Consider the following 22,038-nt stretch of genomic DNA (forward strand, 5'->3'; position numbering starts at 1 on the left):
CAGCGTTCGTCCTGAGCCAGGATCAAACTCTCCATAAAAAGAAATTTGATTAGCTCAAATTGTTTTGCTGGCATCATGTTTGATGTCCAAAATTTCGTTTCGTTCACCAACTCAAGGTTAGCTAGTAAAAACTTTATTGATTACGTTTTGCTTGTTCAGTTTTCAAGGTTCATTAATCTTTGTTTTAAGTGTCACCTCTTGGCGACTCACTAATAATATCAAGAATCTAAAACTATGTCAACACTTTCTCAAAAAAAATTAAAAGTCTTTTAAAATCTATTGTTCTTCTTCTAAACCACTTTGTTCAGAAGATTAGTTAGCCTTAAATCAGCATTCATCTCACCACCTATAGATGTGGGAGACTTCTGTAGCTGACACTTTGCTTTCGCTACAAAAGACATTTGTAACTGTCGTTTCACTTACGTTACATAAAACATTTGCTGAAAGAAGTGAAATCATTTCGAAGATATCAATTTTCTCGTACTTAGCTAGAGGTTGAAATCTTTGTTGATACTTTGGTTTTATCACCTAAATATAATTTATCGATCGAATTAAAAATAAAAAAGGCGAACGCCAATGTTAATGGGTTGCCTTTCAACTATTATAAATTTGTTATAATACGTGAAATATAGAAGGTACGATTTTTACCTAAATCAAATATCTCCCCTGTGTGGCTTAATTTGATAAGTGGTCGAGTTGGTGCAAATTTATTTACAAACATCACTTCGCCTTGTTCCAGATTAGATAGTTCAACAATTGTCCCTATAGGAAGGTCAGCAACAATATCTATCAATGCACGAACTACTTTAATATCGAACTTCCCAAACTCAGATTCATGAATCATCTCTATAACTTTAAATGAAGATTGCTTTGTTCTATACACTCGCTCACATGTCATTGCATGGAATACATCTGCAACAGCGATAATTTGAGCGAAAGTAGAAATATTGGCGATTTTTTCCCCTTTCGGATAGCCACTACCGTTTAAACGCTCATGGTGCTGGAAAATAGCCTCTTTCATTGTATCCTTTAAGATTGTTACATCTTTGACCATATTATAGCTATAAATCGGATGCTTATAAATTTCATCAAACTCCTGCTCTGTTAAGGTTGTTTTTTTATCGCGGATACGCGGATGAACTTTTGCCATTCCACAATCAGCTAATAACCCTCCAATCGCAACTTGAATCGTAATTCCTTTATCATAGCCTAGTTTTTGTGCAATCACTGAAGAAATCAATGCTGTTGCTACACAATGATGGTACAAATAGTCTTTTGGATTTGAATACTCATTTAAATCAAAAATTATTGCACGATCTTCTAAAACCATTTCTAATAATGGCAAAATAATTTTACGTGCTTTCGCAATATCTACCTTTGCACCAGCTTCCCAATTTTTAAATTCCTTTTTAAATTGTTCAACAGAATTATCATAAATCCTTCTAAAAGTCGGTATAGACTCTATTGGAACAACTAAATCTGTTTCCTTTACTTCTGGTTGAGCCTCTACACCTTCTTTATAAACAGGGACTCTCGAAATATTAAAAGCAAAAAAAACTTGTAAATGCTCGTGGGAAATTATTGTGTTTTTAAAAATTATTGGATGTTGTGTATTAGCAAAAATATCTTCGGAAATTACTTTACCAACGCGTAACTCTGAAATCGGGACATGTATAGTTTCCACGCAATTAACTCCTCTTCACTATTTCACTTGCATAAATATAAGGATCAATTATGCCTCGGCATAATTCCGTTGCCACAGGACATGGCGTTTTTAGACTGAGTTCCTCTTTTTCAGTGGGTGTTTGGACATCCGCTGAAGGAAGTTAAATTTATTTTATCATGGAATTCAAAATAATTACTTATTTTTCATGATTTATGCTAAAAAAAACCGATGAACAGCAACATTAGCTGTCGTCATCGGCCTTTTTATTATTCCTCTACTTGGTCATTTTCCTCAATCGATTCTTCTTCGTTCAATTCTTCTTCGATTGATTCTTCTTCTTTTTCAACCTTCGCTACAGTTGCAACAAGCTCTTCATCGCTTAAACGAATTAAACGAACTCCCTGTGTACTACGACCAATTAATGAAATATCATTCACATCCATACGGATTAGCATGCCGTTAATTGTGATCAGCATTAAATCTTCCGAGCCATCAACAGTTTTTACAGCTACCATTGGACCGTTTTTATCAGTGATTTGAATTGTTTTTAATCCAACACCACCACGGCTCTGTAAACGATATTCCTCTTCAGAAGTACGTTTACCGTAACCTTTTGCTGTAACAACTAAAATTTCCTGCCCTGGTTCAACGATTTCCATACCAACTACTTCGTCACCATCACGTAGTTTAATACCTCGTACACCACCTGCAGTACGGCCCATTGAACGAATATCATCCTCTTGGAAACGTACAAGCATGCCATCACGAGTACCGATAATCACTTGTTTCTCGCCATCTGTTAAACGAACAGAAATGAGATCATCATCTTCTCGCAAACTTATAGCTATTAAGCCGTTTGTTCGGATATTAGCAAATTGAGATACTGGTGTACGCTTTGTAATACCTGTTTTAGTAGTGAAGATAAAGTATGCATCTTCATCAAATGAACCTACACGGATCATTGCTGTTACTTTTTCACCTTTATCAATATTGAGTAAGTTAACAATCGGTAATCCTTTCGCTGTACGACCAAATTCCGGGATCTCATAACCTTTTGCTCTAAACACTTTCCCTTTTGAAGTGAAGAATAAAATTGTATCGTGTGTAGATGTATTCATAAGATGCTCTACAAAATCATCTTCATTTGTGCCCATACCTTGTACACCACGACCGCCACGTTTTTGACTGCGATATGTATTCGCAGCTAAACGTTTGACATAACCATTGTGCGTTAAAGTTACAACTGAATTTTCGACTGGGATTAAATCCTCGTCCTCAATCATTTCTAAACCGCCAGAAGTAATTTCAGTACGACGTTTATCGTTAAAGCGTTCTTTTAGTTCTAATATTTCAGTACGAATAATATCAATAATTTTAGCCTCATCCGCTAAAATTGCTTTTAATTCAGCAATTAAAATTTGAAGTTCTTGATACTCTGCTTCAATTTTTTCACGCTCTAATCCACTTAAACGAACTAAACGCATATCTAAAATTGCCTGTGCTTGACGTTCAGATAAATTGAATCGTTCCATTAATTGAGGTTTCGCTTCATCACCACTACGTGAACCACGAATAATAGCAATAATTTCATCGATATGATCAAGGGCAATACGTAAGCCCTCTAAAATATGTGCACGATCTTCCGCTTTTCTTAATTCAAATTCCGTACGACGACGAATAATAACCTTTTGGTGCTCTAAATAATGATACAGCATTTCTTTTAAGCCCATTACTTTAGGTTGACCATTTACTAATGACAGCATATTAATACCGAAGCTCGACTGCATGGCTGTTTGTTTATATAAATTATTTAAAACTACATTAGCATTTGCATCTTTACGAACTTCAATGACTACTCGCATACCACGTCGGTCAGATTCATCACGTAGGTTTGTTATACCATCAATTTTTTTATCGCGTACAAGCTCTGCTATTTTTTCAATAAGCTTAGCTTTATTTACTTGGTATGGTAATTCATGAATAAGAATTGTTTCTCTACCATTTGATTTTTGTTCAATCTCTACCTTTGCGCGAATAATGATGGAGCCACGACCTGTTTCGTAAGCACGGCGAATACCGCTACGACCTAAAATTAGTCCACCCGTTGGGAAATCAGGTCCTGGGATGATTTCCATCAATTCTTCTGTTGTGATAGCTGGATTTTCTGAAAGTGCTATCACTGCATCTATCGTCTCCCCAAGTTGATGTGGCGGAATATTTGTCGCCATACCAACCGCAATTCCTGCCGCCCCATTTACTAATAAGTTTGGATAACGACTAGGAAGGACAATAGGTTCCTTTTCTGAACCATCATAGTTATCTGTATAGTCAATTGTGTCTTTATTAATATCACGAAGCATTTCCATTGCAATACGAGACATACGTGATTCTGTATAACGCATCGCTGCCGCTCCGTCACCGTCGACAGATCCAAAGTTACCATGACCATCGACTAGCATGTAACGATAGCTGAAGTCTTGCGCCATACGTACCATTGCATCATAAATGGATGAGTCACCATGTGGGTGGTATTTACCCATTACGTCCCCAACAATACGTGCTGATTTTTTGTACGCTTTATCTGCTGTATTCCCTAGCTCTTGCATACCATATAAAATACGGCGATGTACAGGCTTTAACCCATCTCGTACGTCTGGTAATGCACGAGAAACGATTACACTCATCGCATAATCGAGGAAGGATGTTTCAATTTCTTTTGTTATATTAACTCCTTTAACACCGGAGCGTTCTTGTTCTGACAAAGTGTAGACCTCCTCTCAAGAAAAATTAAATATCTAAATTAGCGTATACAGCATTTTCTTCGATAAATTGACGACGAGGTTCAACTTCATCGCCCATTAAACGCTCAAATGCTTGGTTTGCATTAATTGCATCATCTAATTCTACTTGTAACAATGTGCGGTGCTCAGGATCCATTGTTGTTTCCCAAAGCTGCTCTGCATTCATTTCCCCAAGACCTTTGTATCGTTGTACATTTGGTTTTGGCATTTTCGGTAACCGTTCTAAAATTTCTTGAAGAGTAACATCATCATAGCAATACTCAACATGTTTACCTTGCTTAACTTGATAAAGAGGTGGCTGTGCAATATAAATATAACCTGCCTCTAAGAGAGGTCGAAGGAAACGGAAGAAGAATGTTAAGAGTAATGTGCGGATGTGCGCACCATCAACATCGGCATCTGTCATAATAACGATTTTATGATAACGAGCCTTTTCTAAAGTAAACTCTTCACCAATACCTGTTCCAAATGCTGTAATCATTGCACGGATTTCTGCATTCGATAAAATTTTATCTAAACGTGCTTTTTCAACGTTAAGAATTTTACCACGTAACGGTAAGATTGCTTGGAAGTGTCGGTCACGTCCAGATTTTGCTGACCCACCGGCAGAATCACCCTCAACGATATAAATTTCACATTCAGATGGATTTGTTGATGAACAGTCAGCTAATTTACCTGGCAGACTTGATACTTCAAGTGCATTTTTACGACGTGTAAATTCACGTGCTTTTTTAGCGGCGACACGTGCACGAGCAGCCATTAAACCTTTTTCTACAACTTTACGAGCGACAGTTGGATTTTCTAACATAAATCGCTCAAAACCATCTGAGAATAAGGAGTTAGTAATTTGGCTAACTTCAGAGTTACCAAGCTTTGTTTTTGTTTGTCCTTCAAATTGTGGATCAGGATGCTTAACTGAAACAATAGCTGTTAACCCTTCACGAACATCCTCACCAGTAAGGTTTGCATCTGATTCTTTTAATAGTCCATTTTTTCGTGCGTAATCATTAATAACACGTGTTAGAGCCGTTTTAAAACCAGACTCATGTGTACCGCCTTCATACGTATTAATGTTATTAGCAAATGAAAAAATGTTAGAAGAGAATCCAGCATTATATTGCATAGCAATTTCAACTGAAATACCATCCTTTTCCCCAAGAACATCAATTGGTTCATGGATAGGCTCTTTAGATTGATTCAAATGCTCAACATACGAACGAATACCACCTTCATAATGATACGTAGTAGAACGTTCTTCACCTTCGCGTTCATCAGCAATTGTAATCTTGATACCACGATTCAAATAAGCTAATTCACGAATACGATGTGCTAAAATGTCATATTCATAAACAGTTGTTTCTTTAAATATTTCAGGGTCTGCTTTAAAACGTGTAGTTGTTCCGTTACGATCTGAATCACCGATAACCATTAACTCTTGAACAGTTCTTCCACGTTCAAATTTAATTTCATGAATATGACCCTCACGATGAACTTGAACGATCGTCTCAATTGATAGAGCATTTACAACAGATGCCCCTACACCATGAAGACCGCCAGAAACTTTGTATCCTCCACCGCCGAACTTACCTCCAGCATGGAGCACTGTCATAATAACCTCAACAGCAGGCTTACCCATCTTCTCTTGAATACTTACCGGAATACCTCGACCATTGTCCTCTACACGAATCCAATTGTCTTGTTCTATCGTTACTTTTATATCTGTACAAAAGCCTGCAAGTGCCTCATCGATACTATTATCAACAATTTCCCATACTAAATGGTGAAGCCCTTTAGAGCTTGTTGAACCGATATACATCCCTGGTCTTTTACGTACAGCTTCTAACCCTTCTAATACCTGTATCTGATCAGCTTCATAAGCTTGATTTTGTAAACCTTCGTTCTCTATAGCCACGGCTTTCATCTACTCCTTCATAACATCATTGTGTGTAAATGAATGAACAGTCAACCGAGCTGACTATTACCATTCTTTTGTAATCTAAAAAACTCCCCGGGCTAACTTTCTTCAATCGCTCCTTGTTTCACGTGAAACAGCTGTGCATGTTCCATCGTTTCATGATGAATTCCATCAACACTTGTAGTCGTAACAAAGGTTTGAACTTCACCTTGAATGGTGTTTAATAAATGCGATTGACGATAATCATCGAGTTCCGACAATACATCATCTAAAAGTAGTATGGGTGTTTCATTTGTTTCTTGTTTAATTAACTCGATTTCAGCAAGTTTTAATGAAAGAGCGGTTGTACGTTGTTGTCCTTGTGAACCGTATGTCTGAACATCATAGTCATTTACCAAAAATTGCAAATCATCTCGGTGTGGACCAACTAGTGTTACACCTCGATCAAATTCACGGTCCTTAGCTTCTATTAGCTTTTTATGCAAAAAGCCTTCAATTTCACTAGAAGTATGTTCTTTTTCAATACCAGCTACTGTGCGGTATTTAATAGCTAACGTTTCTTTCCCTTGTGAAATACCTGCGTGAATTGGCTCTGCCCACTCCTGCAATAAATCCATGAATTGAAATCTTTTTCGAATAATTTGGGTAGCTGCGTGAATATATTGTTCATTATAAACTTCGTACATCACGTCATCTGGCATTTTTTTACCTTGATTCATTTTTAAAAAATGGTTACGTTGCTTTAAAATTTTTTGAAAGGTTAATAAATCATGCAAATAAACAGGCGAAATTTGCCCAATCTCCATATCAATAAAACGTCGTCGTAATTGCGGACTCCCCTTTACGACATTTAAATCTTCAGGTGCAAACATAACGACATTCATTTGGCCAATATAATGACTGAGGCGGCTTTGTTCTATATGATTTATCCTACCTTTTTTGCCTTTTTTCGTAATCGTAAGCTCAATCGGTAAAATACCATGCCTTTTTTGAACGGCCCCTTCTATTTTACCATAGTCTGAATCCCAACGTATTAATTCTTTATCGTTCGTCGTTCGATGGGATTTAGCCATTGCCAATACGTAAATAGATTCCATAACATTTGTTTTCCCTTGTGCATTTTCACCAATGAAAACATTAATTTTTGGAGAAAAGTTTAATGCTAAGTCATCATAGTTACGGTAATTTGTAAGTTTTAACTGCTCTATCTGCATAATCTACTGTCCAGTTGTGCCAACGATACGAAATCGACCACATCCAGGAATATTTACAATGTCACCATCACGTAGTTTACGACCGCGGCGGTCATCTATTTCTCCATTTACATAAACATCATTTTCATGTAAAAACCACTTTGCCATGCCACCAGAGCTTATAGCATCGGTTATTTTTAAAAGCTGTCCTAATGTGACAAATTCCACATCAATTTTAATGTCCTTCATAGCTGAGTTCCCCTCCAAATACAGACTGTCTATCTCTCTATCATACCTAAAATTCCGCCATAAGTAAAAAAAGATAGCCGCAGCTAGCGACTATCAGAACGATTTTCAAAGTATTTAGAGCTTGAAATTATGAGTATATTCTCTCCAACAAAAACTGTTTGAATTTTAATAAGTTCGTACAGGTAAAATCAACTGTAAAATTGCATCGTCATGAACAGAACGCAAAATAAACGGTCTCATTGCTCCTGTGAATTGAATGACTACTTCTTGACCATCTATTGCTTTTAGTGCTTCCATCATGTACTTCGCACTGAAAGAAATCTTTAAGTTCTCCCCTTCTAATGACTCAACAGGAATTTCTTCTTGGACCTTACCGATTTCTGGAGAATTAGAAGAAACTTCAACAGATTGATTATCGAAAATCTCAAAACGTACAACATTATTACGGTCACCACGAGCAACAAGAGATGCACGATCAATTGCTTGTAATAACGATTTACCGTTAATCGTTAGATTTGTTTGATACTCTTCTGGGATTAGACGTGTTGTATCTGGGTAATTACCTTCAAGTAAACGAGAGAAAAATAATACTTCTCCAGTTTTAAATAACACTTGCTGGCTTGTAATAACGATTTGTACAAGATTTGTTGAATCCTCTAAAACTTTATTTAACTCATTTAAACTTTTACCAGGAATTACAACACTATGTTCAACCTCAGGTAAATTTTCCAGTTGAACTTTGCGTCTTGCCAAACGGTGGCTATCTGTTGCAACACAGATTAATGCTTCATTTTTTATCTGCCAGTTTACACCTGTCAACACCGGTCTACTTTCTGAAGTGGCAACAGCAAATACTGTTTCACGGATAATTGACTTTAATAGATCTGCAGGAATAGTAAATTTTTGATCCTCTGTTAATTCGGGTAATAAAGGATATTCAGCAGCATCTGAGCCAATTAAGTGGAATTCAGATTTACCTGAACGAATATGAGTCTGGAAACCAGTTGTTACTTGAATTTCAACCTCATTTGTTGGTAATTTACGTACAATTTCATTAAACATACGAGCTTGTACAACAATAGATCCTGTTTCTGTAATATGAATTATTTGTTGACCATCTTCTTCAACTGGAATAAATGTTTGTATAGTGATATCAGCGTCACTACCTGTTAAACGAATACCCTCAGATGTTACATCGATTTTAATCCCCGTTAAAATTGGAATAGTTGTTTTAGAACTTACGGCTTTCATGACATCATTTAAACCCTCTAATAAACGGTCACGTAAAATATTAAATTTCATTCGTTTTCCCTCACATATTTATATTATTTATTTATATAAAATAAAAAAGATATAGTAATAGGTCCTGTGGATTTGTGGATAAGTGGTTTAAAGTGAATAAAATCAGTCTATCCACATGTAGATAGACTGTGTATAAGTTTGTGTTTAAACGTTGGTGTTGTCCACAGCATTATTTCCCTAGCATGCTTCGAATTTGTTTAATATCTTGTTGAAGCTGAACGTCATTTTTCGACAAAGAAGATATTTTTTCGTGAGCATGGATCACAGTAGTATGGTCACGTCCACCAAATTCTTCGCCAATTTTCGGCAGCGAAAAATCTGTTAATTCGCGAGATAAATACATCGCGACCTGACGTGGAAAGGCAATTAACTTTGTACGTTTTTTCGCGGAAAAATCCTCTAAACGAATGTTAAAGTGCTCTCCTACTGCATTTTGAATGTCTAGTATAGTGACAGTTCTTGGCTTCGAATTAGGAATAATATCCTTTAATGCTTCAGCAGCCAAAGTCGCATTAATATCCTTGTTAACAAGTGATGAATAGGCAACGACGCGAATAAGCGCACCTTCAAGCTCCCGGATATTGGAGTCAATCTGGTTCGCAATATAGAGCATGACTTCATTTGGCACTTCTAGACCATCAGCCTTTGCTTTTTTTCGAAGAATGGCGATACGAGTTTCCAAATCAGGAGGCGCAATATCTGTAATTAGTCCCCATTCGAATCGAGAACGTAAACGATCTTCCAATGTCGGAATTTCCTTAGGAGGACGGTCACTGGAAATAACAATTTGTTTCGATTCTTCATGCAATGTATTAAAAGTGTGGAAAAATTCTTCTTGAGTTGATTCTTTTCCAGCTAGAAATTGAATATCATCAATTAGCAGTACATCTACATTGCGATATTTATTGCGGAAATCAAGTGCCTTATTATCTCGAATTGAGTTAATAAATTCATTTGTAAATTTTTCAGATGATAAATAGACTACCTTTGCATTTGGATTGTGTTCCAATACATAATGACCAATCGCGTGCATTAAGTGTGTTTTGCCAAGCCCTACTCCCCCATAGATAAAGAACGGGTTATAAGCCTTCGCAGGTGCTTCTGCAACAGCTAGCGAGGCAGCATGTGCAAAGCGGTTACCAGAGCCAATAACAAACGTATCAAAAGTATACTTCGGGTTTAACATACCTGGTGAAATATCATGGTGATCGTCATTTTTTGCTTGGATAATCGGCGCTGGTAAATCGAAATCGTCCGAATCCTGGTTTTTTTGAACAACAAACTTAATAAGCAAGTCTTCGCCTGTAAGCTCCGTTAATATACCTGTAATCAAATGAATATAATGATTTTCAAGCCAGTCTCGAGCAAACGAATTTGGCGCAGCAATTGTCACAGTAGAACCACTACCATTGTAGGAAAGTAGTTTAGTAGACTTTAGCCACGTTTCGAAGCTTGGTTTAGAAATTTTTTGTTCAACTTGAGCCAGGACATTATTCCATAGTTCTTCTAAATGTTCCAAGCTGCTAATCTCCTTTACAGTTCAATACAATTAAAAAAGCGCATTTATAGAAACGGTAAATACGTTCATTTTACAACTAATCCACAAACTCACAAGTTGTGGATAAAAGTTAACCAAAGGCTGTGATAAAAATTATCCACAGCATATTAACAGTTGTGGATAAAATAATAAGTAATTTCAGTTTTCAACAAAGTGAAGCACAGATATCGTATCAGAAAAACAAAGCTATTTCAATAGTTTGCGAAACTTATCCACATACCTTTTATTTATGCACTTCCAAGTTGTCCACAAGGTCTGCTTATGTGAAAAAGGTGTAGATAAGTGTTGTGGATAAAAAATAATGCAAAAATTACTATACACAACTCTGTGTAAAAAAAACAAGTATTCTGTGGATAATTTATTTTATTCAGGAGAAGAGGATCGTAGGTATAGATAGGCATAGATTTGCTTAAATATATAAATTTATAAAAGTCATTGACAAAATAACTAGTTACTTTATATAATATTCAGGTCTGTATGTTGAAAAATTCAACTCATTCAGGAGGTGTCTATATAAATGAAACGTACTTACCAACCAAAGAAACGTAAGCACAGCAAAGTTCACGGTTTCCGCGCACGTATGAGCACGAAAAACGGTCGCAAAGTTCTTGCTGCTCGTCGTCGTAAAGGAAGAAAAGTATTATCAGCATAAAATAAGTCCACTGAGACACATCAGTGGTCTTTTTTTTCTTTATTTTTGGTAAACCTAGAAATGAGGATCAAAGGATAATTATCGAGTAGCAGGTGAAAGTAATGAAAAAACGCCAACGAGTGAAAAAAAATGATGATTTTCAAAAGGTGTTTAAGAAGGGTAAATCTTTCGCTAACCGTCAGTTTGTCGTATATTTTTTAGAAAAAGAGGGACAAACAGAATTTCGTGTAGGATTATCGGTTAGCAAAAAACTAGGGAATGCAGTAACACGCAACCAGATCAAGCGCTATATTCGACAAAGTATTCATGAATTAAAAGATGAGCTAAAGCAGAATATGGACTATGTTATTATCGCCAGACAACCGGCGGCCACTATGGATTTTTATGAAGTAAAACAAAGTTTGCAGCATGTACTACGAATCGCAAAAGTATTGAAGAAGACGTAATATGGATGGCAACCAAAGTGGTGAAATAGAAGCGTTTCTGCGCGAAAGTGAAGTCGCTGAAAATACGCGTAGGGGTATTTTGAAGATAGGATTTCACTGCGATATGTGAATGATTAGTAACATTACTTAGCAAATATATGTACATTGTTAGAATATTTAGTAGAGTGAAACGTTATTTGCATGATAAAATAACTGATAACTTTATTCAATAGCAGGAAACTGTAAATGTATAAAGAAGAGAACGCATATAGTTTTAGAAAAAGTGAATAGTATTTGTAGGGGGAAGAAGGTTGAAGAAACAACTTTGGGTAATTTTGTCGCTAGCATCAGTAGTATTACTACTATCTGGTTGTACAGAGTTCAAAGAACCAATCTCCAAAGAAAGCACAGGCTTCTGGAATGAATTCATTGTTTGGCCTTTAGTGTCAGCGATTAAATATTTTGCTGATATGCTCGGTTCATATGCATGGGGGATCATTGTTGTAACGATTATTATTCGTTTAGCCGTTCTTCCATTGATGATTAAACAAACAAAGAGCTCTAAAAAAATGCAAGAAATTCAGCCGAAATTGAAGGAATTGCAAAAGAAGTATGCTTCTAAGGATGCGCAGACACAGCAACAGTATCAGCAAGAGATGATGAAGCTTATGAGTGAGTCTGGTGTCAATCCACTTGCTGGATGTTTACCTGTATTCATTCAAATGCCAATTTTAATGGGTTTCTACCATGCGATTAGTCGTATGAATGCTACAGAGGCTTTCGAATTAGGGAATTTCTTTATTTTCCCGTTAGCAGATCCTGCACCGGCATTAGCAATTACTGCTGGTTTAATGCAATTTATCGTTTTACGTACGGGCCCAGCGATGGATAACCCTCAAATGAAAATAATGATGTATATTATGCCATTTATGATTATTGCTTTCGGTATGGCATTACCAGCAGCATTATCACTATACTGGGTAATCGGTAACATTATTTCGATTGCTCAAAACCTGTTTATTTATAAACCTTGGAAAAAAGATAAAACACAACCTGCTCAAAATGGAGGGGCTAAAAAGTGAAACAACTTACGCAAATAGGCGCAACAACACAAGAAGCGATCTCATTGGCGTTACAGAAACTTGGCAAAACCCGTGAACAAGTAGATGTTGAAGTTTTACAAGAAGGTAAAAAAGGATTTTTAGGTTTTGGGGCACGATCTGCAGAAGTTCGTGTAACAGTAAAGGAAGTACAGGTTCGACCAACGAGTGAGACAGAAAAAGCTGAACAGCAAAATACGACTCAATTTGTCGAACCAACAGTAATAGATGATGTTGAAACAATAAGTTCACAAGTTTCTGAACAACAAAGTGATATCGAAGCTGTTCAACAAGTCGTAGAGGAACAAAAAGAGGAAGAAGAAACCTCGGTAAACCCAATTGAAGATGCAAAGAATTATTTAGTCAATATTGCTGAACAATTGGATATTCATGATCTTGAAATTGAAACGACACGTGAAGGGAAATATGTATTATTTCAACTGAAAAGCGAGAAAGCTGCACTGCTTATAGGGAAACGTGGTCAAACATTAAATTCCTTGCAGCAATTAACACACCTTGTGTTAAATAAAAGTGCCAAGCAGTTCTTAATGGTGAAATTAGACGTAGAAAACTACCGTGAGCGTCGTCAAGAAGCATTGGAGTTACTCGCAGATCGTATGGCGGATAAAGCACTTCGCTTAAATCAGCGTGTGACGTTTGAGCCAATGCAGTCGTACGAAAGAAAAGTTATTCATAATCAATTGGCAAATCGCCTTGATATTGAAACATACTCAGAAGGAACGGAGCCTAATCGTTATTTAGTCATTGAACCTGTAAAAAACGACTAAACTTCGTAAAAAACATACAGACAAAGCTAAAGTCATTTTATCGTCATGATAAAATGACTTTTTTATGTTGTTGAAAAACAATTATGTCAGTGAAATTAAGGTGTTCTATTAAAGAAAGTATGGCTCTTCGGCAAAACGAGGGGTTGATTTCCGTTCCGACTGGACGCTTTGTTGTTGCTGCCGCTTCGCTTACGCACAGAGCAAAGCTTCTTGGGGGCGTCCGATGAGCCGCTTGGGCCAACAGATGTTTTTTGCGCGAAAGCGAAGTGCTAACGTAGCGGCAGCAAAAGGGTTTCATTCTGTGCGAAAGCGTAGTGCAACGAAGCGACAGCAACAGCACCGATGTTGGTCACGAAGGCGTTATCACAGGACGTGATGGTTTTAGCCTTCGTTCCCCTATTTGCTCGCTCCGCGTCTCATCTGTGACGCTAATCCCCAATGAGTCTCCCAGCCTCCACTCCAATCAACCACTTTACAATTTGCATATATCTTTTGGCATGACACTAATATATTAAAATGAAACTTCAGCAATGTTTTATCTATGCGAAAGCAAAGCGACAGTAATAACGGATGTACAATCACTTCACTGCAATAAGTCTATTTTGTTCGATTATGGTGAATAGCCATAGTGTTCACCTATGAAATGAATAAAATTTATAAAAGTTCTACGCTATCGTTGATTGGAGTGGAAGGCTACTTGACTCCCGTGGGAAAGCGAGACAGGCGAGACCCTGCACGGAGCGAAAGCGGCTCGCCCACAGGAAAGCGAGTAGCCTGGAACGGAAATCACCCTCATTTAAAGCGCCACAACATTTACAAAGATTCCATCGACCATTTTGATTTTTTATCTGTTAAAGCAACTAACTATAAGAGTTTTAATTGTGGACAACCAAGGGCATAGTTTTCGTTTAGGCTAAAGAATTATATTTTATAACGATCGCAATTTTTGTCGAAATACGTGCTATAATGTAGAGCTTTCTGATTATCCACAATTGGAAATTATCCTTACTTTAGATTTTGCAGAAAATATGTTAGTCTAAGGTGTTAGTAAGTATTGGTCGGTTTTTATTTATCCACATGTGGATAACGTTAAGGAGGTCATTAAATGGAGTTCGATACAATTGCTGCGATATCCACACCTATGGGTGAAGGAGCTATTGCTATTGTTCGCTTAAGTGGGGACGAAGCAGTCGCAATTGCAGATAAAATATTCAGATCGCCTGGTGGAAAAAGTTTAACAACGAAGGCTTCACATACAATTCATTATGGCCATTTGGTCGATCCAAAAACAAATGAGATTGTAGAGGAAGTAATGCTGTCATTAATGCGCGGACCTAAAACATTCACTCGTGAGGATGTAATAGAAATAAACTGTCACGGGGGACTTGTTTCGGTGAACCGTGTATTAAAGCTAGTATTAACAAATGGGGCAAGACTCGCAGAGCCAGGTGAATTTACAAAACGCGCGTTTTTAAATGGACGTATCGATTTATCACAAGCTGAAGCAGTCATGGATTTAATAAGAGCGAAAACAGATAGAGCGATGAATGTAGCGTTAGGACAAATGGATGGCAAATTATCGCGTTTAATTGGTGACTTACGCCAAGCGTTACTAGAGACATTAGCGCAAGTTGAGGTTAATATAGATTATCCGGAGTATGATGATGTAGAAGAGATGACAGTACCAGTATTAGTAGAGAAATGTACATGGGTACGGAATGAAATTATAAAACTTTTGCAAACATCTTCTCAGGGGAAAATATTACGAGAGGGTCTATCAACTGTTATTTTAGGTCGCCCAAATGTTGGGAAATCTTCTCTTTTAAATAGTTTAGTACAGGAGAATAAGGCTATTGTGACAGATATTGCAGGGACAACTCGTGATATTATAGAAGAGTACGTGAATGTACGTGGTGTTCCGCTTCGGTTAGTCGATACAGCTGGTATTCGAGAGACAGAGGATATCGTTGAACGAATTGGGGTTGAACGTTCTCGTGAGGCGTTGCGTGGCGCGGATTTAATTTTATTTGTGTTAAACTACGCAGAAGAATTGACTGCCGAGGATGAGCGTCTATTCGAAACCATTAAAGCGATGGATTACATCGTTATTGTTAATAAAACAGATCTACCGCAAAAAGTTGATTTAGCACATGTCAAAGAGCTAGCAGGTAATCGTCGCGTTGTGACAACTTCTCTTTTACAAGAAGAGGGTATTGCAGAGCTAGAGGAAGCGATTGCCGCGTTATTCTTTGAAGGGCAAATTGAAGCGGGCGATTTAACATATGTTTCAAATGCAAGACATATTGCATTACTTCATCAAGCACAAGCAACGGTCGAGGATGCATTAGCTGCAGCACAAACTGGTGTACCTGTTGATATGGTGCAAATAGATGTAACAAGAACATGGGAATTACTTGGTGAAATTATAGGTGACACAGTACAGGAAAGCCTAATCAATCAGTTATTTTCACAGTTCTGCTTAGGAAAATAATTTTACTAAAGAAAGGAAGATACGAGCTATGCCAACAAAATATGAGGCAGGCACGTTTGATGTTATCGTAATTGGCGCAGGTCACGCAGGTTCTGAAGCTGCATACGCCGCAGCCAAAATGGGTGCTAACACACTGATGTTAACAATCAATTTAGATATGATTGCATTTATGCCATGCAATCCTTCCATTGGTGGTCCTGCCAAAGGAATCGTAGTACGAGAAATTGACGCATTAGGTGGCGTCATGGGGAAAGTTATTGATAAAACGCATATTCAAATGCGTATGTTAAATACAGGGAAAGGTCCTGCTGTGCGTGCATTACGTGCGCAAGCGGACAAAGTTTTATACCAACAAGAAATGAAAAGCGTGTTGGAGGAAACTGAAAACTTAACAATGCACCAAGGTATGGTGGAAGAGCTAATTATCGAAGACGGGGAAGTAAAAGGTGTTATTACACAAATCGGTGCTATTTACCGCGCTAAAACAGTGGTTATTACAACAGGTACATTCCTTCGCGGTGAAATCATTATTGGAGACATAAAGTATTCAAGTGGTCCTAATAACCAACAACCGTCCATTCGTTTAGCAGATAACTTAAAAGAGATTGGCTTTGACCTTGTGCGTTTTAAAACAGGTACACCACCACGAGTGAATAGCCGTACAATTGATTATGATAAAACAGAGATTCAACCAGGGGATGATGTTCCACGTGCATTCAGCTTTGAAACAACTGAATTCATCATGGATCAATTGCCTTGCTGGCTGACTTATACAAGCCTAGAAACACATGAAATTATCGAGGCAAATCTACACCTTTCACCGATGTACTCAGGGATGATTAAAGGTACTGGTCCACGTTATTGCCCTTCTATTGAAGACAAAGTTGTGCGATTTAACGATAAACCGCGCCACCAAATTTTCTTAGAGCCAGAAGGTCGCAATACACGTGAAGTGTATGTACAAGGTTTATCCACTAGCTTACCAGAGCATGTACAAACACGTTTACTAAAATCAATTCCAGGCTTAGAAAAAGCAGAAATGATGCGAGCTGGCTATGCTATTGAGTACGATGCAATCGTGCCAACACAATTATGGCCAACTTTAGAAACAAAACGTATTAAAGGCTTATATACTGCTGGTCAAATCAATGGTACATCAGGTTACGAGGAAGCGGCAGCTCAAGGCTTAATGGCTGGGATGAATGCTGCTGCTAATGTGCTTGGAAAAGAAGAATTAATCTTAGGTCGTTCAGATGCTTATATTGGCGTATTAATTGATGATCTAGTAACAAAGGGAACAAATGAACCGTATCGCTTACTAACATCTCGCGCAGAGTATCGTTTACTACTCCGTCATGATAACGCTGATTTACGTTTGGTAGAACTAGGTTATAATATGGGAATGATTACTGAGGAAAGATATGCAACATTCAATGAGAAAAAAGAGCTGATTGATAACGAAATTGCACGTCTTCGTGAAGTTATTATTAAACCAAATGAAACAACACAAGCTGTTATCCGTTCTGTGGGTGGCAGTGAACTAAAAGATGGTATTCGTGGAGCGGATTTATTAAAACGTACAGAAATGCATTATGGTTTAATTTCTTCGTTAATTCCAGCAGACATAGAGTTTTCGGATGAAGTGAAGGAACAAATTGAAATTCAGCTTAAATATGAAGGCTATATTGAAAAAGCATTGCAACAAGTTGAAAAGCTTCATAAAATGGAGAATAAAAAAATTCCTGAAAATATTGATTATGATGCTATTTCGGGTCTAGCAACAGAAGCTCGACAAAAATTAAAACAAGTTACACCACTTTCCATTGCCCAAGCATCGCGAATCTCAGGTGTAAACCCAGCAGATATTTCAATATTACTTGTTTATATTGAGCAAGGTAAAATCGCACGCGTCAGCGGCGAATAATTAAGAACAGTAAAGTGAATATGAGGCGGGCATACCTTTGTGCCCGCTTCCTATTTTTAAGGCTATGCTATTTTTATATAGTTGATTTGGGGATGTGAACGTGCTTACAAATCAATAATAGGGATAGTAAGGCCATTTAGAAAAAGGAGACTTTACATGAACGAACAACAATTTATCGAGGCTTTAAAGAAAAAGGGCATCGAACTTTCTGAAAAACAGATTGCACAATTCAAAAAATACTTTGAATTACTTGTTGAGTGGAATGAAAAGATGAACTTAACAGCTATTACCGATTTAGAAGGTGTTTATTTAAAGCATTTTTATGATTCGATTAGTGCCTCTTTCTATTTTGATTTTTCAAAAGTAACGACAGTTTGTGATGTTGGAGCAGGTGCTGGTTTCCCAAGTATTCCAATTAAAATCTGTTTCCCACATTTACATGTAACAATTGTCGATTCTTTAAATAAAAGAATTACATTTTTAAATCATTTAAGTGATGAGTTACAATTAGAGAATATGAATTTTGTACATGCGCGTGCAGAGGAATTTGCTCAAAATGCCAAGTATCGTGAACAGTTTGATGTTGTAACAGCTCGTGCAGTAGCCCGATTATCGGTCTTATCAGAGTTATGCGTACCACTAGCAAAACAAGGTGGCTATTTTGTTGCTTTAAAAGCAGCAGCTGGTGCGGAGGAATTAAAAGATGCCAAAAAAGCATTGAGTACATTAGGTGTTGCACTAAAAGAAGAATTTTCTTTCCAGCTACCTGTTGAAGAAAGTGACCGCATGTTATATATCTTTGATAAAATAAAAGGAACACCGAAAAAATATCCGCGTAAACCAGGTGTACCAAATAAAACACCGATTCAATAATTAGTGTTTCATGTGAAACTTCTCAAAGTAGAAAATATTTTTTCTATTTTGAGCATACATACTAGTTATGGATGGTTCACGCAAATGACATCTACGAACTATATACATTTTAAGAAATATAATAAATAATAATAGAATAAAACAGAGCAACATAGTTACTTAAAGGTGGTGCCACTTGGATGAAAAGTCCTTTTTCACGTTTTTTTGGAGGCGGAAATAAAACGGAGCCTATTGTGAAAAATGAAGTAGAACAAGCAGAGACGGTTCATGCAGCGGAAGAGGTTATAAAGCTGCCGATTGATCAAATTGTGCCTAACCGTTTTCAGCCACGTACTATTTTTGATGATGAAAAAATTGAAGAATTATCAAGAACCATTCATACGCATGGTGTAATTCAGCCAATCGTTGTACGTAGAACAGCAGAAAACCAATATGAAATTATTGCTGGTGAGCGTCGTTATCGAGCAATGAAAAAGCTACAATGGACAGAAGTTCCGGCAATTATAAGAAATTTAACTGATAAGGAAACAGCCTCTATCGCGTTAATTGAGAACCTACAGCGTGAGGAGTTAACAGCAATTGAAGAAGCGGTTGCCTATCAAAAATTATTAGAGCTTCATGAGTTAACACAAGAAGCTCTAGCCCAACGACTTGGAAAAGGACAATCCACGGTAGCCAATAAATTACGTTTATTAAAGCTTCCTGAAGAAGTGCAGCAAGCTATTTTGAAACGTGAAATCTCTGAACGACATGCACGTGCATTAATTGCAATTAAAGATCAGCCACTACAGCTAGAAGTTTTACAACAAGCGATTGAAAATGATTGGAATGTTCGTCAGTTAGAAGAGCAGATTCATTCTTTATTACATCCAGAGGTGGAAGTTCAAGAAGAAGCAGAGCCGAAGAAAGTAAAGCCGAAGCGTAAGGCCATTAGTAAAGACGTACGTATTGCTTTAAACACGATTAAACAATCGCTATCAATGGTAACAAAGAGCGGTATAACAGTTAAGACTGAAGAAGAAGATACAGAGGAATATTATCAAATTACAGTGAAAATACCTAAAAAGAAAAAGTCTTGAGTCGTGATTGAAGTTTTATTAGAAAAATAAAGAATAGACTTTTATGACATCTTCAAAATTAGGGATGTCATCTGTATAACATATACCATGTATATAAGTTGATTGGAGTGGTGGTTAGACGCCCCAGCAGGAACGGAAATCAACCCCACATTATGATGATCAGTGGATTTTATATCTCTGTACGGAGGAGACATCTCAGTAATATTTCTGAGATGTCTCCTTTTTTTGCATATATTCTTAATATTTTATACAACTCTGTTCTGTTTTTTTGATAGAATGTAAGTAAGATAGAGGTATTGGATAGTGATTTTACAAATGATTTATCAAAGTGAACTTTGATAGATGAAAGCAGGTGCTTTTAAATGGGTAGAATTATAGCAATCGCCAATCAAAAGGGTGGCGTAGGAAAAACAACGACATCGGTCAATTTGAGCGCTTGTCTAGCATATTTAGGAAAGAAAGTGCTCTTAATCGATACTGATCCACAAGGAAATACAACAAGTGGACTTGGTGTCAATAAGGGAGAACTTCATGGCTGTATTTATGATGTGTTAATTGATGATGAAAAAGTTGAAAACGTCATTCAACAAACAAACGTTGAAAACTTAGCAATCATTCCAGCGACCATTTCATTAGCAGGGGCAGAAATTGAATTGGTTTCGACCATTTCCAGAGAAGTACGTTTAAAGCATGCACTTCAAGATGTAAAAGAAGACTATGATTATATTATTATTGATTGCCCGCCTTCGTTAGGGTTACTAACAATTAATGCTTTAACGGCTTCGGATGCACTCATTATTCCTGTACAATGCGAATATTACGCATTAGAGGGATTAAGCCAGTTGCTATCAACTGTCCGTTTAGTGCAAAAACATTTAAATCAGCAATTATACATTGATGGTGTATTATTGACGATGCTTGATGCACGAACAAACTTAGGCTTACAAGTTATTGATGAAGTAAAAAAATATTTCCAAGAAAAAGTATACAAAACAATTATTCCTCGTAATGTGCGATTAAGTGAGGCTCCAAGTCATGGGCAGCCCATTATCACTTATGACGCAAAATCAAGAGGTGCAGAAGTGTATTTAGAGATGGCGAGGGAAGTGATTAAAAATGGCTAAAGGTTTAGGAAGAGGCATAAGTGCATTATTTCCTGGGGAGTCTTTAGAACAAAGTGGGCAAGTGGAAGAAATACAATTAGACCGTATCGTCGCAAACCCATTTCAGCCTCGTAAAATTTTCGATGAAGAAACTTTACAAGAATTAGCTGACTCTATACAGGAACATGGTATTTTACAGCCAATTGCCGTACGTAAAAAGGGACGTAAATATGAAATCGTAGCTGGAGAACGCCGTTATAGAGCAACTCAATTAGCAGGGTTAGAGGTTATTCCAGCTATTATAAAAGAGCTATCAGATACGCAAATGATGGAACTAGCTATTTTAGAAAATCTACAGCGTGAAGATCTGACAGTTATTGAAGAGGCTGAGGCATACCAAAGCTTAATGGAAAACTTACATTTAACACAAGAGGAGCTATCCAAACGATTAGGGAAGAGTAGACCACATATTGCCAATCATGTTCGTTTACTGGCATTACCAGAGGATGTTCGTGAGTTTATGAACGATGGAACATTATCGATGGGACAAGGACGAGCGTTACTTGGATTAAAGAATAAAAGAAGAATATCCGAAGTGGCAAATAAGGTCATTAAACAAGGTTTAAATGTGCGACAAGTTGAAATGTTAGTACACAACTTAAATGAAGAAGTTTCACGTGAAACAACTCAACCAAAGAAGAAGGATATATTTGTGGTAGCTAAGGAATCACAGTTACGTGATTACTTTGGAACAAATGTGCAAATTAGAAAAGCTAATAATAAAGGGAAAATTGAAATTGAATTTTACTCTGAAGATGATTTAGAACGCATTTTAGAAATACTAAATTTACAGGAAGAGTAAGAGAAATATCGATAACGTAATCAGAGCGCCGAACTACAAGGCGCTCTCTATTTTTCT

At 37.1% G+C, this 22,038-nt stretch carries 19 protein-coding genes; 11 read left to right on the top strand and 8 right to left on the bottom strand.

What is annotated here, in order from left to right:
- Positions 1 to 290: 290 nt before the first annotated feature.
- The 8 genes from ACFCYJ_RS19700 to dnaA form a co-directional block, all read right to left on the bottom strand.
- Complete coding sequence (locus ACFCYJ_RS19700; protein WP_376076051.1) at positions 291 to 419, bottom strand: hypothetical protein; 129 nt, start codon at positions 417 to 419, stop codon at positions 291 to 293.
- Positions 420 to 601: 182 nt separating this feature from the next.
- Entirely contained in the window at positions 602 to 1,684 is a 1,083-nt protein-coding gene (locus ACFCYJ_RS19705; RefSeq protein WP_376076053.1) for an HD-GYP domain-containing protein, read from the bottom strand.
- A gap of 248 nt (positions 1,685 to 1,932) precedes the next feature.
- The gene (gene gyrA, locus ACFCYJ_RS19710) at positions 1,933 to 4,428 is read right to left on the bottom strand and encodes a DNA gyrase subunit A (RefSeq protein ID WP_376076055.1); all 2,496 of its coding nucleotides are present in this window, start codon (positions 4,426 to 4,428) and stop codon (positions 1,933 to 1,935) included.
- A gap of 25 nt (positions 4,429 to 4,453) precedes the next feature.
- The gene (gyrB, locus tag ACFCYJ_RS19715; RefSeq protein WP_376076057.1) at positions 4,454 to 6,388 is read right to left on the bottom strand and encodes a DNA topoisomerase (ATP-hydrolyzing) subunit B; all 1,935 of its coding nucleotides are present in this window, start codon (positions 6,386 to 6,388) and stop codon (positions 4,454 to 4,456) included.
- A gap of 92 nt (positions 6,389 to 6,480) precedes the next feature.
- The gene (recF, locus tag ACFCYJ_RS19720) at positions 6,481 to 7,596 is read right to left on the bottom strand and encodes a DNA replication/repair protein RecF (RefSeq protein WP_376076058.1); all 1,116 of its coding nucleotides are present in this window, start codon (positions 7,594 to 7,596) and stop codon (positions 6,481 to 6,483) included.
- A 3-nt stretch (positions 7,597 to 7,599) separates the two neighbouring features.
- Positions 7,600 to 7,824, bottom strand: coding sequence for a S4 domain-containing protein YaaA (gene yaaA / locus ACFCYJ_RS19725; RefSeq protein WP_376076060.1), 225 nt, complete (start codon positions 7,822 to 7,824; stop codon positions 7,600 to 7,602).
- A gap of 165 nt (positions 7,825 to 7,989) precedes the next feature.
- On the bottom strand, positions 7,990 to 9,126 hold the full coding sequence (gene dnaN / locus ACFCYJ_RS19730) for a DNA polymerase III subunit beta (RefSeq protein ID WP_376076062.1): 1,137 nt from the start codon (positions 9,124 to 9,126) through the stop codon (positions 7,990 to 7,992).
- A 169-nt stretch (positions 9,127 to 9,295) separates the two neighbouring features.
- Positions 9,296 to 10,645 carry a chromosomal replication initiator protein DnaA gene (dnaA, locus tag ACFCYJ_RS19735; RefSeq protein ID WP_376076063.1) on the bottom strand — a complete coding sequence of 450 codons (1,350 nt, stop codon included), beginning with the start codon at positions 10,643 to 10,645 and terminating at the stop codon, positions 9,296 to 9,298.
- A 556-nt stretch (positions 10,646 to 11,201) separates the two neighbouring features.
- On the opposite strand from dnaA, the gene rpmH reads away from it, so the two are divergent.
- The 11 genes from rpmH to ACFCYJ_RS19790 all read left to right on the top strand — a co-directional run bounded on the left by rpmH (position 11,202) and on the right by ACFCYJ_RS19790 (position 21,981).
- Positions 11,202 to 11,336, top strand: coding sequence for a 50S ribosomal protein L34 (gene rpmH / locus ACFCYJ_RS19740; RefSeq protein ID WP_004233310.1), 135 nt, complete (start codon positions 11,202 to 11,204; stop codon positions 11,334 to 11,336).
- A gap of 101 nt (positions 11,337 to 11,437) precedes the next feature.
- The gene (gene rnpA, locus ACFCYJ_RS19745; RefSeq protein WP_376076066.1) at positions 11,438 to 11,782 is read left to right on the top strand and encodes a ribonuclease P protein component; all 345 of its coding nucleotides are present in this window, start codon (positions 11,438 to 11,440) and stop codon (positions 11,780 to 11,782) included.
- Between the two features lie 290 nt (positions 11,783 to 12,072).
- On the top strand, positions 12,073 to 12,843 hold the full coding sequence (gene yidC / locus ACFCYJ_RS19750) for a membrane protein insertase YidC (RefSeq protein ID WP_376076069.1): 771 nt from the start codon (positions 12,073 to 12,075) through the stop codon (positions 12,841 to 12,843).
- Complete coding sequence (gene jag, locus ACFCYJ_RS19755) at positions 12,840 to 13,649, top strand: RNA-binding cell elongation regulator Jag/EloR (RefSeq protein WP_376076071.1); 810 nt, start codon at positions 12,840 to 12,842, stop codon at positions 13,647 to 13,649. Before yidC ends, jag begins: the two co-directional genes overlap by 4 nt.
- A gap of 223 nt (positions 13,650 to 13,872) precedes the next feature.
- A complete protein-coding gene (locus tag ACFCYJ_RS19760) occupies positions 13,873 to 14,025 on the top strand; it encodes a hypothetical protein (RefSeq protein WP_376076074.1) in 153 nt (50 codons plus the stop codon).
- Between the two features lie 729 nt (positions 14,026 to 14,754).
- Positions 14,755 to 16,140: a tRNA uridine-5-carboxymethylaminomethyl(34) synthesis GTPase MnmE gene (gene mnmE, locus ACFCYJ_RS19765; protein ID WP_376076076.1), complete on the top strand. Its 1,386-nt coding sequence runs from the start codon at positions 14,755 to 14,757 to the stop codon at positions 16,138 to 16,140.
- Between the two features lie 28 nt (positions 16,141 to 16,168).
- Positions 16,169 to 18,064, top strand: coding sequence for a tRNA uridine-5-carboxymethylaminomethyl(34) synthesis enzyme MnmG (mnmG, locus tag ACFCYJ_RS19770; RefSeq protein ID WP_376076079.1), 1,896 nt, complete (start codon positions 16,169 to 16,171; stop codon positions 18,062 to 18,064).
- Positions 18,065 to 18,220: 156 nt separating this feature from the next.
- A complete protein-coding gene (rsmG, locus tag ACFCYJ_RS19775; RefSeq protein WP_376076081.1) occupies positions 18,221 to 18,937 on the top strand; it encodes a 16S rRNA (guanine(527)-N(7))-methyltransferase RsmG in 717 nt (238 codons plus the stop codon).
- Positions 18,938 to 19,116: 179 nt separating this feature from the next.
- Entirely contained in the window at positions 19,117 to 20,016 is a 900-nt protein-coding gene (gene noc / locus ACFCYJ_RS19780) for a nucleoid occlusion protein (protein WP_376076083.1), read from the top strand.
- A 362-nt stretch (positions 20,017 to 20,378) separates the two neighbouring features.
- The gene (locus tag ACFCYJ_RS19785; protein WP_079563360.1) at positions 20,379 to 21,140 is read left to right on the top strand and encodes a ParA family protein; all 762 of its coding nucleotides are present in this window, start codon (positions 20,379 to 20,381) and stop codon (positions 21,138 to 21,140) included.
- The gene (locus ACFCYJ_RS19790) at positions 21,133 to 21,981 is read left to right on the top strand and encodes a ParB/RepB/Spo0J family partition protein (RefSeq protein WP_376076086.1); all 849 of its coding nucleotides are present in this window, start codon (positions 21,133 to 21,135) and stop codon (positions 21,979 to 21,981) included. Before ACFCYJ_RS19785 ends, ACFCYJ_RS19790 begins: the two co-directional genes overlap by 8 nt.
- The last annotated feature ends 57 nt before the right edge of the window (positions 21,982 to 22,038 follow it).

The sequence above is a fragment of the Lysinibacillus sp. NPDC056232 genome, assembly GCF_042267565.1.
Lineage (GTDB): Bacteria > Bacillota > Bacilli > Bacillales_A > Planococcaceae > Lysinibacillus.